This window comes from Psychrobacillus sp. 05T411 (assembly GCF_056396485.1).
On sequence record NZ_JBFTLO010000006.1, the window covers coordinates 116804 to 132245 of the forward strand.

Annotated in this window: 15 protein-coding genes; all 15 read right to left on the reverse strand. The window is 36.3% G+C overall.

Annotated features, from left to right (window positions below; all coding sequences use genetic code 11):
- Positions 1-16: 16 nt before the first annotated feature.
- The 15 genes from AC1DFT_RS06675 to mprF all read right to left on the reverse strand — a co-directional run bounded on the left by AC1DFT_RS06675 (position 17) and on the right by mprF (position 15322).
- Positions 17-2029 carry an ABC transporter ATP-binding protein gene (locus AC1DFT_RS06675; protein WP_477918415.1) on the reverse strand — a complete coding sequence of 671 codons (2013 nt, stop codon included), beginning with the start codon at positions 2027-2029 and terminating at the stop codon, positions 17-19.
- A gap of 3 nt (positions 2030-2032) precedes the next feature.
- Positions 2033-2926 carry an ABC transporter permease gene (locus tag AC1DFT_RS06680; protein ID WP_477918416.1) on the reverse strand — a complete coding sequence of 298 codons (894 nt, stop codon included), beginning with the start codon at positions 2924-2926 and terminating at the stop codon, positions 2033-2035.
- 4 nt (positions 2927-2930) lie between these two features.
- Positions 2931-3869: an ABC transporter permease gene (locus AC1DFT_RS06685; protein WP_477918417.1), complete on the reverse strand. Its 939-nt coding sequence runs from the start codon at positions 3867-3869 to the stop codon at positions 2931-2933.
- A 43-nt stretch (positions 3870-3912) separates the two neighbouring features.
- Entirely contained in the window at positions 3913-4176 is a 264-nt protein-coding gene (locus tag AC1DFT_RS06690; RefSeq protein WP_477918418.1) for a glutaredoxin family protein, read from the reverse strand.
- A gap of 17 nt (positions 4177-4193) precedes the next feature.
- The gene (locus tag AC1DFT_RS06695) at positions 4194-5201 is read right to left on the reverse strand and encodes an LLM class flavin-dependent oxidoreductase (RefSeq protein ID WP_477918419.1); all 1008 of its coding nucleotides are present in this window, start codon (positions 5199-5201) and stop codon (positions 4194-4196) included.
- A 15-nt stretch (positions 5202-5216) separates the two neighbouring features.
- A complete protein-coding gene (locus AC1DFT_RS06700) occupies positions 5217-6545 on the reverse strand; it encodes an LLM class flavin-dependent oxidoreductase (protein ID WP_477918420.1) in 1329 nt (442 codons plus the stop codon).
- Between the two features lie 139 nt (positions 6546-6684).
- Entirely contained in the window at positions 6685-7572 is an 888-nt protein-coding gene (locus AC1DFT_RS06705; protein ID WP_477918421.1) for a LysR family transcriptional regulator, read from the reverse strand.
- Between the two features lie 243 nt (positions 7573-7815).
- Positions 7816-8727, reverse strand: coding sequence for an exonuclease domain-containing protein (locus AC1DFT_RS06710; RefSeq protein ID WP_477918422.1), 912 nt, complete (start codon positions 8725-8727; stop codon positions 7816-7818).
- A 104-nt stretch (positions 8728-8831) separates the two neighbouring features.
- Positions 8832-9347, reverse strand: coding sequence for a general stress protein (locus tag AC1DFT_RS06715; RefSeq protein ID WP_477918423.1), 516 nt, complete (start codon positions 9345-9347; stop codon positions 8832-8834).
- Between the two features lie 129 nt (positions 9348-9476).
- Positions 9477-10472 (reverse strand): HAAS signaling domain-containing protein, encoded by a 996-nt coding sequence (locus tag AC1DFT_RS06720; protein WP_477918424.1) that lies wholly within the window; start codon positions 10470-10472, stop codon positions 9477-9479.
- Positions 10459-10806 (reverse strand): PadR family transcriptional regulator, encoded by a 348-nt coding sequence (locus AC1DFT_RS06725; protein ID WP_477918425.1) that lies wholly within the window; start codon positions 10804-10806, stop codon positions 10459-10461. The genes AC1DFT_RS06720 and AC1DFT_RS06725 overlap by 14 nt, the downstream gene beginning before the upstream one ends.
- Before the next feature lie 141 nt (positions 10807-10947).
- Entirely contained in the window at positions 10948-11385 is a 438-nt protein-coding gene (locus AC1DFT_RS06730; RefSeq protein WP_477918426.1) for a YusW family protein, read from the reverse strand.
- Positions 11386-11470: 85 nt separating this feature from the next.
- Entirely contained in the window at positions 11471-11698 is a 228-nt protein-coding gene (locus tag AC1DFT_RS06735) for a hypothetical protein (protein ID WP_477918427.1), read from the reverse strand.
- 506 nt (positions 11699-12204) lie between these two features.
- A complete protein-coding gene (locus tag AC1DFT_RS06740) occupies positions 12205-12642 on the reverse strand; it encodes a YusW family protein (RefSeq protein WP_477918428.1) in 438 nt (145 codons plus the stop codon).
- 100 nt (positions 12643-12742) lie between these two features.
- Positions 12743-15322: a bifunctional lysylphosphatidylglycerol flippase/synthetase MprF gene (gene mprF / locus AC1DFT_RS06745; protein ID WP_477918429.1), complete on the reverse strand. Its 2580-nt coding sequence runs from the start codon at positions 15320-15322 to the stop codon at positions 12743-12745.
- Between the last annotated feature and the right edge of the window lie 120 nt (positions 15323-15442).

Genomic DNA, 15442 nt, shown 5'->3' on the forward strand with positions numbered 1-15442 from the left:
AATCTTCTATTTTCTCTCATTTATTTGCATAGTGACACGCAACAAAGTGTCCAGCCTTTTGTTCGATAAAATCTGGTATTTCTTGCTTGCAAAGCTCTGTCGCAAATGGGCAACGAGTTCGGAACGCACAACCAGATGGTGGGCTAGAAGGGGAAGGAATCTCTCCTTCTATTGATACGACTTTATTTGCTTCCGTTAAATTTGTACTTGGAATTGACTGGATCAATGCTTGAGTATAAGGATGAAGAGGTGCTCTAAATAATTGCTCACTTGGCGCAATCTCAACAATTTTTCCTAAATACATCACACCAATTCGATCTGAAATATGTCGAACAACATTCAAGTCATGACCAATAAATAAATACGTAAGTCCTAGTGAATGCTGCAAATCTTTTAGTAAATTAATAATTTGAGCTTGAACGGACACATCTAATGCAGAAACAGCCTCATCAGCAAGAATAAAAGAAGGATTTATAGCAATTGCCCTTGCTATTCCTATTCGCTGACGTTGACCACCTGAAAATTCATGCGGATAACGACCTACCCATTCGGGATTAAGTCCGACCTGCTGCAATAGTGCCTTTACTTTTACTTCCACTTCTTTAGATGATTGCCCTTTAAAATGAGTCTTAAGAGGTTCTGCAATCACTTCACCAATCGTCCATCTTGGATCAATGGAGCCATATGGATCTTGGAAAATCATTTGCATATTTTTTCTCATTTTACGCATTTCAGAGCCTTTTAAGTTTAATAAAGATTGTCCTTTAAATAAGATATCCCCTGAAGTAGCTTTTTCGAGTTGCAAAATGGTTCTTCCTAAAGTGGATTTACCACTTCCAGACTCCCCTACTAACCCAAATGTTTCTCCTTCTTTGATGGAAAATGAAACATTATTTACAGCTTTTAACTGCTTTCCAGATTGTTTTAAAGGATAATATTTACTAAGCTCTCTAATTTCAAATAGTGTATCTCTTTCAATCTCTCCTTCTACTTCACCTAATGGCTCTGAAACAGTTACCTCATTATCATCAAACCAATCCATCCGCTCAATAAGTTCTTTCGTATGCCAACATGCACTTTCACGTCCACCAAAGGATTCTAATGGGGGGCTTTCACGTCGACATTTATCTGTTGCAAATGGACATCTTGGGCTAAATCGACAACCAATTGGCATATCTGAAAGACTCGGAATTGTTCCTTCAATAGACAATAACTTCTTCTGACTAGAAGTACCCGATTTAGGGATGGATTTAAGTAGTCCCCTTGAATATGGATGATGAGGTTTCTCAAATAATTGCTGTACGGTTGCTTCCTCCACAATTTTCCCTGCATACATGACGACAATTCGATCTGCTAATTGTGCTGCAACACCCAAATCATGTGTTATTAATAAAACAGCCATATTAAGCTCTGCTTTTATTTCTTTTAATAACTGGATAATTTGAGCTTGTATCGTTACATCCAAAGCAGTTGTTGGTTCATCTGCAACTAATAAATCAGGTTCGCATGATAAGGCCATCGCAATCATCGCACGTTGCAACATCCCTCCCGATAACTCATTAGGATATTGCTTCATACGAATTTCAGGTTCTGATAATCCAACCTTTTTCAGAAGCGATGTTCCTTTTTCCCAAGCCTGTTTTTTAGATAGTTTTGTATGCTTAATTATCGTTTCCGTTAATTGGTATCCAATTGTAAACACTGGATCAAAGGCAGCAGAAGGTTCTTGAAAAATCATAGCAATTTTTTTACCACGAATTTTATTTAACTCTTTAGATGATAAACGAGCGACATCATCCGTTTTAAATTGAATTTGGCCGTTAGAAATGACACCATTGTCATAGTCAATTAATCGCATAATTGCTTTTGATGTTACGGACTTTCCACTTCCAGACTCCCCCACTAAACAAACTGTTTCACTCGGTTTTATAGTTAAAAAAATGTCTGAAATAGCAGTTAACAGACCTCTTTTTGTTTTAAAATCGACCGTTAAGTCTTTTACATCTAATAATGTAGTCAAAATTTTCACCCCTTATACAATTCGTTTTTTAGGGTCAAAGTGATCTCGCAAACTATCGCCAATTATATTGACAGCCAGTACAAACAAAGCGATTGCAAGACCTGGGAATGTTGCAATCCACCATGCTGCGGCAATATAGTTTCTACCTTGAGACAGTAAAAATCCCCAATCTGGAATATCAGCTACAACACCTAAACCTAAAAAGCTTAATCCTGCACCAGTTAAAATAGCAGTTCCTAATCCATTCGATGCCATTACTAATAATGGAGAATAAGAGTTCGGTAGTACATGCTTGATAAAAATTGTTAGTCTATTTGTTCCAATCGACTTAGAAGCAAGAATATAAGGTCTGTTTTTCACGCTTATAATTTGCCCTCTCATAACGCGCGCATAGGTAGGTATTGCAGCAATAGATATCGCAATTACTAAATTCGTAAAACTAGAACCTAATGCTGCCGCTAAAGCGATTGCTAATAATACACCAGGTATTGTTTGAAGCACTTCAATTATTCGCATAAAAATGGTATCTACAACACCACCAACATATCCTGATATAGTCCCGATGAAACTTCCTACAAAACCACCTACTAATACTGCAACCGCTCCTATTAATAGGGATGTTCTACTACCATGAATAACTAAACTAAATACATCTCTACCAAAATAATCTGTACCAAATAGATGTTGCATAGACGGTGCCTGTAAAATTCGATCCGAAAACATTTTTGTTGGAGGATATGGAGCAATCCACAGAGGTACGATGGCACATGCAACTAAAAAAGCAATCACTAATAAGGAGAAATAAATGAAAAGTTTCTCCATTCGAAACGCACCAAATGTACGCTTTTTTAACTTTATCAACGGTGAGACAACGGATTTTTCTTGTGCTGGCGCAATTTCCCTCATATACTCATCTTCCTCCTAACTGGCCTCTTCGAATTCTAGGATCTATAACCGAATAAGAAACATCTATACATAAGTTAATGACGACATATACAATGGCGATGAAAAAAACAACCCCTTGAATAATCGGAAAATCCTTCGCCATAATTGCATCAGCAACCATTCTTCCAATTCCTTGTCTAGCAAAAACCGTTTCTATTACAACCGTACCACCAAGAAAATCACCTATAATAACACCAATCATTGTAATCGCAGGAATTAACGCATTACGTAGAGCATGCCGGTACATCACAATTCTTTCAGACAACCCTTTCGCCCTAAGTGTTGCTATATATGATTCATTAATCACTTCTAACATGCTATTTCGAACGACCCTAACGATAAATCCTGCTCCAACGAGCCCTAATGTTATTGCTGGTAAAACAAGTGATATAATTCCCTCGGATCCCATTGCAGGAAACCACCCCAATGAAATAGAGAAGATTAAAATCAACAAAATACCCGACCAAAACGTCGGCATCGATATTCCAAACAAACCAATAAGACGTGCAACATAATCAATAAAACTGTTTTGATGAATTGCTGCTAAGACACCTAAAGTAACACCAACTAAGATCGAGATGGTAATGCTAGCCAGTGTAAGCATTAGTGTTGCTGGAAACTGTGTAATAATTTTATCCATAACTGGCTCCCCGTCAATAACAGACTGACCAAAATCACCATGCACCAAATCTGTAACGTAATTAGAAAACTGGACATAAAACGGCAAATCCAACCCCAGCTCTTTACGCAAGTTTTCGGCCATTTCAGGATTACCTGCATTTTCAGCAAGTAGAGTATCTACTACATCTGTCGGTAGAAAATAATTGATCGAAAATACAACGAGTAAGGAGCCTAAAAGTACAATAATTGCTGTAATGCCTCTGTTTATTAATAGTTTTAGCATTCGCACACCATCCTCTCTTAATTATTTATAGATATTAAAATACTTATACACTTACCGTTTCTAAAGCATCTTTCAAATGCTCTAAACCAACCTCGGTTACAGCTCTATAAACATTTCCTTCACCGATTTCAACAACTGGTACATGACGAACGCCATATTTGGTATCTAAAATATCGCGGAATTCATCGTGATTCGTCACATCTACTGTTTTATAAGCAATATTTTGCTCTGTTAAATATTCCTTTACTTCGTTGCAATAACTACATCCTTGTTTGGACCATACGACTACTGATAGATTTTGTGCCATGTTTTTTTCCTCCAATTTCAAGCATGAACTGCTTGTTTTAATAGATTTTTTGGACTTAATAATTCAAAGGAGCGAAGGCGTTGTTCCGAATTTGGAATTGGCGTATGCAAGATAAACTCATCTACACCGTATGTTTGATGCAATTCATCTAAAGTCTGTTTCACCTGCTCCGGTGTTCCATAGATGATATTTGCATCATATTGTTTCACTTCATATGCTTCTCCGGACTCTTTTCCGAACTTCTCTGCTTGTTCTTCAGTTTGTAATGATAATGTACGACCACTTGCCAAATGGACTTTGATAATTTTTTGATTGCTAGCAAGTTCTTTAGCTTCCTCTTCGGTAGATGCTGTAATAACCGTGACAGAAACGATAAAAGTTCCTTTTGGATAAATTGCTCGATACAAATTAGAAGCCTCTTTTAAAATTTCGTTATCCGCATTTATAAATCGTGCAAAAGCAAATGAAACTTTTAACTCTGCGGCTAGTTTTGCACTATTTGGACTTGCGCCTAACAAATAGGTTTCTGGTTTTACAGGAGGTATCGGAGTTGCTTGAATACTAGCAAACTCATGCGTTTCGGGAACATTATCATCTATAAGTTGTTGTAAGAAAGCAAGTCTCGTTTCAAAATCTTCCCCTGTGTTCACCGTTCCATATTGTAATGCTTTTGTTGAAAGGGGTAATCCTCCCGGTGCTTTTCCGATTCCAAGATCTACTCTTCCAGGTTCAAGTGTGGACAGTACATTAAAATTTTCCGCTACTTTATATGGACTGTAATGCTGCAGCATAACTCCACAAGAACCTACTCGAATCGTTTTTGTCTTCGCTAACAAATAGGAAACTAAAACTTCAGGAGATGAGCCCGCGACTGTATCTGAGTTATGATGTTCCGATACCCAAAATCGTTCATAGCCCCAGCTTTCCGCTTTCTGAGCTAAATCTACTGTTTTTTGTAAAGTATCATAATTAGATACACCTTCAACGACCGGACTTTGATCTAAAATTCCTAATTTATAACTCATAATTAAACCCTCCAATTAAACCAGCTGTTTCGTATACCGACTTTCCAAAAATGGAAGACCTAAGTTTCCTCTCAACGTATCTGCCTCATATTCTTCACGATATATACCACGTTGTTGTAAAATTGGGACAACTTTCTCCACAAAATCGTCTAATGTGTGAGGTGCCTGCGTTGCAATGATAAATCCATCCGCACCACGTTCTTCAAACCACTTTTGTACTAAATCTGCAATTTTTTCCGGTGTTCCGATAAACTCTGACCGCGGAGTTGCTTCTCTTAGTGCCACTTGACGAAGTGTCAGCTTTTGCTCTTTTGCTTCTTGTTTAATACGATCTGTATGGCTTTGGAAACTATTCTTCCCAATGTCTCCTAATTCAGGAAAAGCCTCGTCTACTGGATATTGAGAAAAATCATGATGATCGAAGTAACGACCTAAGTATGCTAAAGCTCGATCAATCGATACTAAATTAGCAATCTCTTCATATTTTTTTTCTGCTTCTTCTTCCGTATCCCCAATAATAGGTGAGATACCTGGGAAAATATTTAACTGATTTGGATTTCTTCCAAACTCGATAGTTTGTTGTTTAACGTCTTCATAGAAATTTTTTGCAGATTCAAGCGTTGGATGCATGGTAAAAATAGCATCTGCTCCCTTTGCCGCAATTGTCTTTCCTGGCCCTGATGAGCCCGCTTGAAATACTACCGGTTGCCCTTGTTTAGAACGTCCAATATTTAATGGTCCTTGTACAGAGAAATATTCCCCTTTATGATTCAAATGGTGTAATTTGGATGGATCGAAAAACACATCCTTTTCTTTATCCCCAACAAATGCATCATCGTCCCAAGAATCCCAAAGACCTCTTGTTACTTGTAAATACTCTTCTGCGATTTTGTATCTCGTTGCATGATCTGGATGCTCTTCAACTGTTTTATTAAAATTAAGTGCAGTACTTTCTAAAGGAGTCGTCACCAAATTCCATCCTGCACGTCCTCCACTAATATGATCGAGAGATGCGAATTGACGTGCAACTGTAAATGGGTCACTGTAAGAAGTGGACACGGTACCTACCAAACCAATACGAGAAGTTACAGCGGCAAGTGCCGATAAAATGGTCAAAGGCTCAAAACGATTTAAAAAATGTGGAATCGACTTTTCATTAATAAATAATCCATCTGCGATAAAAACTAAGTCAAACTTTCCTTCTTCTGCTTTTTGGGCTTGTTGCTTATAAAAGTCCAGACTTACACTCGCATCTGTTTGAACTTCTGGATGTCTCCAGCCAGATATGTTACCGCCAACTCCATGAATGATTGCACCAAATCTAATTTTTCTATTGTTCGCCATGTGATTTCCTCCCATTTTTATACCTAGTTAACTGATATGATTAATATGCGTTTTGTATTGAGTCTTATGCTAACACTTTAAAGAGGTGAATTGCAATACGTTTACTGATAGAAAAATTTATTGTATTGATAGAGAAAGTCTATTGATGTAATGGAAAGCTTTCGACAGATTGATTGATATCTTTCCATAATTGCCACTTCCTTACCTCTTGATTTGTATAAGTAAGAAAGACATGCTGCTTTATTTGGATTAAATGTGCGACATCAATTTCGATCAGTTCTCCACTAGCTAGTTCATTTTTGATGCATAAATAAGGTAAAAATCCAATGGCACAACGGTTTTTAATAATGGATTTCGCTACTTCTAAATGATCCACTTGGAATTCAATTCGCGGTTCCACTTTACCCACTTCAAACAGTTTATGAATTCGATTCCAATCAAAAGCTCCACACTCAAAAAATACCATGGGTTCTTCTGCTAAAAGATTAGCAGTTATATTTTTTTGGTATTGCAAAGGATGATCTGGATGAACAACTAGCCTTACGGAATTATCTAGCAGCTGCTGTTTTTGGAGCCTTTCATTCGCCGTATCCTTTATAAAAGCTATATCTATTTGTTTCTGCAAAAGTTTTTCAATTAAAACGTCATTTGGTGCTGATATGAATTTAAAACGTAATTGAGGATTAGCTTGTTTCCACAATGGCAATGCGTAAGGAATAAAGTATTGAGAAGTAATGATATTAGCGCCAATAATCACTTCTTCCTGTTCATCTCTTTCCTTCATCATTTTTTTCCCTTCTTTATACGTTTGAATAATTTGTTCTGCATAAGGTATAAATTCTCTACCATGCTCTGTAAGTGAAAGTCCTCGGCCGAGCCTTGCAAATAATTCAGTATTCAGTTCTCTTTCTAATGTCTTAATCCTCGCAGTCACAGTCGGTTGGGACAAAAACAATGCATCCGCTGCTTTATGAATGCTTTTTAACTGCACGACATACATAAACGCTTCCAAATGATCGATATTCATTTCTTATCCCTCTTTTCTTATCTATCATCATAATCAAATTATACCTAGTGGTAAAGTTTGTTTTTAAGAAATGAAAAAAACTAAGCCAATAGTATGCGGCTTAGTCGTGACTTTCTTATCAAGAATGGCGGTTGGTTGCTTTCTTTATAGAAATGATCGCTCTCAAGGTGGAGTTGGTTGCTTTGGTGATTGTTTTGATTGCTTCCAACTTACATTCGGTTGCCCTTTTCCATTTTCTGACTTTTATTTCACCAATCTTAAAAAATCTTGTTCTCCTACAATTTCAATTGGGTATCCTTGTTCGATCAATGCTTCAACTTTTTGCATTTTCGTACTTTTAATACCTTGTACATATTTATATAAATCTTGATCTCCAACTACTAAAAAGTTTGTTGTCCCGTCTACTTGCCCTTTACAAATAGCACCACAATTTGTTGCATACTGTGCAGCTATCGGTCTTGTCATGGACACCATTTTTCCTGTAAAGACAATATTAGCTCCGTAAAATGGATGCTTTGTATTAAGCGGAATACTTTCTGCCACAATCGAGTGTAATGATGCATCGCCGGAACTCTTTCTAGTGCGAGTCGTTTTATTATTTAAAGAGGCCGGGTTGCCTAATTTAAGCTTATGCAAAGCAGAAAGCTCTTGGATAGAACTTGTCTGTGTTTTTTTCATCGCTTCTAGTGTGATGATTGCAGAAGCTCGAGCGTCTTCCAATGCATCATGATGTCTAAGGCTAATGTTTAAATAATTTGCGACTGTAGAGAGTTTATGATTGTACAAATTTGGCCAAACTTTTTTCGCGATTCGGTAAGAACATCCATATTGAAAGTTTGGCTCTGGTTCGTGAATCCTTTTTAAAGAATCTCGTAACACCCCTATATCAAAGCTTGCATTATGCGCAATGATCATTTCCTTATCGATATACTGTTTAAAATTTGGCCAATATTCTTCAAATGTCGGTGCATCATGTACCATATCTTCCGTAATTCCATGAATTTTCGTATTGTAATAGTGAAATTCACTTAATGGGTTGATCAATGTATGTATTTCTTCTGCTATTTTACCGTTTTTTACCTTCACTATGCCGATTGAGCAAACACTAGAACGAACACTATTTGCAGTCTCAAAGTCTATTGCCACAAAGTCCATTTCTTATCCCACCTTACTGTTGTTCGAATCTGTTTATTATCTCATAGTTGAGCGTCGACTTAAAACCCCTTGCAATTATGCAAGGGGTCGATGTTACTATTCCGTTAGTATAATCTATTTCTAGGCGGAATTTCATCCAGCCTCTCTTTGATTTCTTTTCTTTCTTTATATTGTTCCGGGGTACTGCGTTTTTCTCCTCCAACTAAAAATGGATCTGTCGCAAATGTCTCTCCGCGGACAAAATGATCTTGCGGTTCATCAAATCTAGCAGTTGACGGATCATCCCCATACGTTAACACATCCGTATATAATACAATTGCCCCTCTTGCAACTTCTCCTGCATAGCGTTCCGTTTCTTCTACGGACAAATCTAATTTCCGAAGCCCTTCTGTTATAGCATCTTCACCCGTAAACCAGGATTTAAATTTATCCATAAATGTGCCCGCTTCATGTGTCGACACCTCAGAATGACGATTTAACGTATATAAATGATTATTTTCTTGCGATATTACATGGATATCGCTTTCCGCATATCCTTGTTCTTGCAGGAGTTCCAACTTTTCATACATCTCTTCTTCTGAACGAGCTATTTCAATTCGTCGATTTGATTCAATGTTCATCGTATTTCCTCCTAATTTTCGTCTTGTTTATGTTATACCCAGCAGACCTTTCAAACTAACCTTTCCTGTCTGAATTTAATCAGATTGTAATAATTGAAAAAAGAAGAGCGACCGCAGCCTCTCTTCTTACTATCTTATATTCGCTTTTCGAAATCCTTGCACCACATCGATCACAGCAAAAACTACACATATTAATATAACTCCCAACTTAACAGGACTTTGAAGCTCAAATGTAAAATGAAACAAATCTTCTAGATACGCGTAGAATTCTACATTCACTAAACTATTATTATTAAATATAATGATCAATACAATTATAGATACTACCTGTCTTACTGTATTCAATATTGCCACTTTATGAGTCCACTGCGAAGTGACAAATTTATAGAGCACTAATATAACTTCTATCACAATTGCAACGAGAACTATAAACCAATAGGAATGTAATACTTCTTGATTGAAAGTAGGGATGATGAACTGTAGTTTCCCTTCTATCTTTTCATATACGCCAATTAAATGAGATGCATTGAAATAAACAGCAACAAAAATTGCAATCCAAAGTAATCCACCAAATACTTCGACTTTAGAAATTTTCTTTTCTTTCCTAATGTGCGGAATACTTTTCAAATCATCTGGTGTCCATTCTTTCCAATTGGGCGTTAATGGTGACTTCTCTTTAGAAGTGTCCGTCCGCTCCAAAATGGCAAATACAATCGTAATCCAGAAAAAAGTCTGAATAGACGAGCTGATCATTCCCCAAATACTATGCCCCATAATAGAAAGAATTGTTCCAAGTATGGCTTCTTCCCCACTATAAGTTAAAATATTCTCCGTAATGACGACTATTAATACAACTATAGCCACTATTGGTATGATCATTTTCAATAAAGTCATATACATATCAAAATATCTAGGTCCAATTAAATGCATCGGTCGATCAGCATATCCACTTGCAAGCAATGCTGGATTTCCTAAATCTTTAAGGGCTTCCTTCACTTCTTTCTCGGTGTAATCTTCAGGTAACATATCCTCAATAGTTGACCTTAGTTCCAGCGCGATGTCCTCCCGGTTCTTTTCAGGAAGTCTGCGTGTTACTTCCTGTATATAAATATCAATCAGGTGCATTTTGCCCATCTCCTTTCAATAGTTTTTCAAGTTCTCTTGTCGTTTTTTCCCATTCTTCTTTCAGCTGCTCTAAAACTTCTATTCCATATTCGCTTAAAATGTAGTATTTTCTCGGTCTACTTTCCGTTGTATCCCAACTGCTTTCGACCAGTTCTTGTTTTTCTAAACGTCGAAGCAAAGGATATAAGGTGCTTTGATCAATCGATACACCCGACTTTTCCAGTAATTGAACTAAAGAGTATCCATATTGAGGGGTTCTAAGCTGGCTCAAAACAGCCAGTGTCAGCGTTCCTCTACGCAATTCTGTTATCAATGAACTTAGTAATTTGCTCATATTCCACCTCACATATTTATACTATATGTCGTACACTATATTTATACTGTGTATAATACACTATTATGCAATTCATAGCAATTTTAATTTACAAAGTAAAAAAAGCCGTGAATTTAATCACGACTTTTTTTTGCATTTTCTTTATTTGCGATCCGAAAATTCTTGATCGTCTCCATCTGAAAATTCAACTTCCAAATCAAATTCTGTGTAGTCTTCTACTCCAAACGCTTTAGAAACCTTCTCAATCACTTCGTCTTTATTCATACCTTTCGTTAGAGCAAGTTCTTTAAAGATTGGTTCCAACTCAGCGTATGCTTCATTACCAGTCAATTTCTTAGATTCTAACTTGTTTTCATATTCGGCTTCGGTTTCGGATACATCTATATCAAAGGAAGCATCAATTGCATCTTTCTGATCGGCTGTATCAATATCTAAATCGAATGATTGAAATCCAAATTCATTTTGCATGTCACTATTTGAAGGTGCATCTTTTACTTCTTCCTTTTCTCCACATGCTCCTAGTAAAAGAGCCGTTGATAGTAATGTACTTCCAATTATTGTGTATTTTTTTGTTTTCATCCTAATTCTCCTCACATATTACGTAATTACTCGTAAAATTAGTTATTTCCATCACAAATGATTAATAAACATCTAGTGATATTACTTAACCAGGATAACGTTTTTCACTAGCTGATGTTGACTTCGTAGAGTCTTTGTTTTCTTCATCTTTTACTTGTTCATTCAATTCTTCTACCGGAATTGGATCTACGTTTTTCATATCCTCATCTATATCAAAAATGCTTTCTTTTTCTGTGTTCACCAAATCAGGGTTGTCTAATATACGACCAGCAATATCCTGTTTCTCACGATCTGCATTTGGTTTCTTTGTCATATGAATCTCTCCCTTGACTGTTTTTATTTGTTTAGCCTATTTTTAGAATATTAAACATTGTTCCTCTTCTATGAAAATTATCCACAGCTTATAAGTTCTTCAAATAAGAAAAGTGCCCATGATCTAGCAAATGGGAACGATGAATGGAATGACGCACAATCAATATAGATAATGTGTCTTACTCAAACGCAATAAATCCAATAAATGGCTAAGGGCAACTAATCGGGCATGGAAAGCAACCAATTCTACTCGGAAAGCAACCAAATCACAGCGAAAGCAACCAGTTCCGCACGAGAGCAACCAAATTACTGGTGAAGGCAACCAATGCTTAAAGTAGCTCTTTACTTGGATTGAGACGACGATGCCTACGGCGCATTATCCCTATATTACGTACAATAAAAAATGTGATACCCCTAACGTCACTTTTAAATAATTTTCTACATGTCTAAACTTTTATAGTTTCCTAAGCATAAAAAAAGCCGTGGCTTCCATCACGACTTTTTTCTTTATTCTTTTTTCGTATCCTTATACTCTTTTTCTTCACCATCGGAATATTCTACTTCTAAATCGAACTTCGTATAATCTTCCACTTCAAAAGCTGTTGATACGTTTTCAATCACTTCGTCTTTAGTCATTTCTTTCGTTAATCCGAGATCTTTTAATATTGGCTTCAGTTCATCGTATGCTTTATCCCCTTTAAGTTTTTTAGGTTCTATACGGTTCACATATTCAGCTTCAATATTCGATCCATTCATCTCAAGATACGCCTCGATTGCTCCTTTATGGTCCTTAGTATCTACCTCTAACTCAAAAGAAGTAAACCCGAGATCTGTTTCCGCTTCTTCTGGCGTTTGTGAGCCTTTTACTTTATTATCGGCTCCACAAGCCCCTAATAGTAGAGTTGCTACCAATAGTATACTCCCATAGATTGAATACTTTTTCATTGCAATTATGACTCCCCTCTCTTGAAGAACTTCTATCTATAGCTATAGCCAAGAAAAGAGAAATGTAACCATTTTAGATTTCACCTGTAAGAAAAAGAGCTTATTTAAAGAGTTTTAGTAAGACGTTCCTCCATTTGATTGGATTAATCGGGCCTGAACGGGCTATGAGCAAAGAAACTTGCGCCATTGTAATCGGTAAAGAAGTTTTTTTTCGCATTGCCAAATATTTAGGTTCCCACCCGTCAGCGTATTTTTCTTTAAACATCTTCAGCCCTTTAAAATGATAAAATGCATGACCATATAAGAAAATTTGGTAAGCAATCTTTTCCGTTAAAAATGAATACTTTGAAAGACCCACGTTTGCCAAAGGCGCCATTCCAAGATTAAATTTTTCATAGTTTTCTTCTTTGTACCATTCAAAAAGTTTAATAAACATGTAATCCATCGTTGCATTTGGGGCGGTTGATCCATAACGCATCAGATCTACGGAAACCATTTTATCCCCATCGTAAGCGGGCATTATATTGCAAAAAGCAACAAGTTCCCCTTCTTTATCCGTTACTATTGCAATTGGAACAGATTTTAAATATGAAGGGTTAAACCATCCTAAAGAGAATCCTTTTTCTTTTCTTCCTTCTAGCCATTCATCGGAAATAGGTTTTAACTTTGCAAGAAACTCACCCGTATGAGGAGGCTGAGTTACTTGAAAATGATACCCTTCTCTTTCGAGTTTATTTTTATTGGCACGTAGATTTTTCATTTTCTTACCTACTAGATCGAATGAAGAAAGATTTACTAGTGCCTCTTCGCCTAGCTTAAAAAAGTCATATCCATTTTCATGTAGATAAGGGAACATCTTCGAGGTAACTTGATAATAAACAGGCGTGTACCCATATAAATTTGCCCGATCATGAAACTCTTCCATCGCTTGGAGAATATCTTTTTTCTCCCCAACTAGATCACCTAAAACAATCAACTTATCCGAATACTTTTGAAAAGCTAGCATGACTGTTTTGGAGTGATTCCAATAAATATATTTATCATGTAAGAATATTAAATGAGATAGCACTGTACCTTCATATTTTTCAAGATGCTCTTTTATTTCACACTCATGACTTTCGGATTTTTCAAAAGGAAAATATCGTGGTTTCGCAAGTAAATAACCGATAGACATATACACCATCGCTAGAATGATTCCCACCGCTGCACTTATTAATAAATCGGTGGAATCCGTTATAATATAAGGTTGCAATTTCACTGGGATAGTAATATGAGAAGACGGCAAGTTGACGTATCCAATAAATATAAAGAAACCTAGTATAATCGCGATTCCTATAATATCAACTAATGATTTGCCCCAAGTAGGAACTATATTCTCTCTATAGAACTGCTTTTTGGATAAAAGAAGTATAACAAATACAACTAATACAAAAATAGCATCTTCGTAGTCAAACCATTTGGAGAGCGAAAATACTGCTGCCACTATTAATGTCACAAGTGTTAAGGTGTATGCCCACTTCACTCTATACTGTATCCCTCTCGTCAACATTAAGAGAGAGATGCCTAAGCCAACCGTAAATTCGTGAGACATATTCATAACAGGCAAAGCCAAAATTTCATTTGCCATTTTTATCCTCTCTAATGCGGCAGGAATAGCTGCCGATGCTAGTAAAATAACACCAGCTAATAAAACAAAAACAGTAACCATCCAATGGCTGACGTTTTGTAAAATAGTAGTTGGAATCCTATTTAGCTTTTGGTTCAATTCTGCCCAAAAATATAATAATAAAGTGATAGTCCCAATTAGCGCGGGAATAATAAAATAACTGATGCGATACAACAGCAAAATTAATAAAGTTGTCTCAGTAGGAACCCCAAAACCCTCCATACCAAGCAAATACATTAAATCAAACGAACCTATTCCTCCAGGTAACATACTTATAATTCCTGCAAAGGAGGCAACAATAAACGTCGCAAACATACTAGATATCGGGACCGAAATACMTAGAAAATAAGTAATTATATAAATCAATCCAAAAGCAGAGCACCACTCTAACAAAGATATGACTGCTAAAGTAAGGATATCATTCTTACTAATAAGTTCTGGAGTGGTGCCTGCCTTATGCCTTTTTACACTTACAATTAGAATTGGTAAATATAATGCTAATCCTATTAATGCTATATGAATCCATTTAACTTCTTTAAAAATAGGTGTTTGAATAATCCCAAGTAGTGGAAGCCAACTTAATAACGACATACCGGACAAATAAAATAACGTAATTAACCCGATTCCTTTCACAAGCGTCTTTTTCTCGTGACCGTATCGACTATAAAAAAGAGTACGGATGACCATCCCGGCTACTCCACCAAAACCAATAAAATTAGAAAGTGCATTAGCAGTCCAAGAGTATATTACAGTCTCTTTGATTGATGCCTTTATTTGTAAATTACGTTTTAATACAAAGTCATATAAAATCATTGGCAGTACTGCAATGCAACCCGAAATGATAATAATGACAAGATGGCTCCAAGCCAGTGCATTAAAGTTATTTTTTAAAAGCGAAAAGTCCAAGTTTTTAAGTGCTTGATTGGATTCAAAATAGAATACGATTAGTATCAAAAGTGGAACTAATATTTTTATAAGACGTGAAAACCAAGGCATTTTCCATAATTGTCTCAAAGTTTATCACCCCAATACTTTGGTATGTTCTCCACTTCAGTGTAAACGTTGTTATCTCATTTATAAAGACAAAAAAACCAAGCAAAATTATTACTCTTGCTTGGTTTTCTCCGAATTATG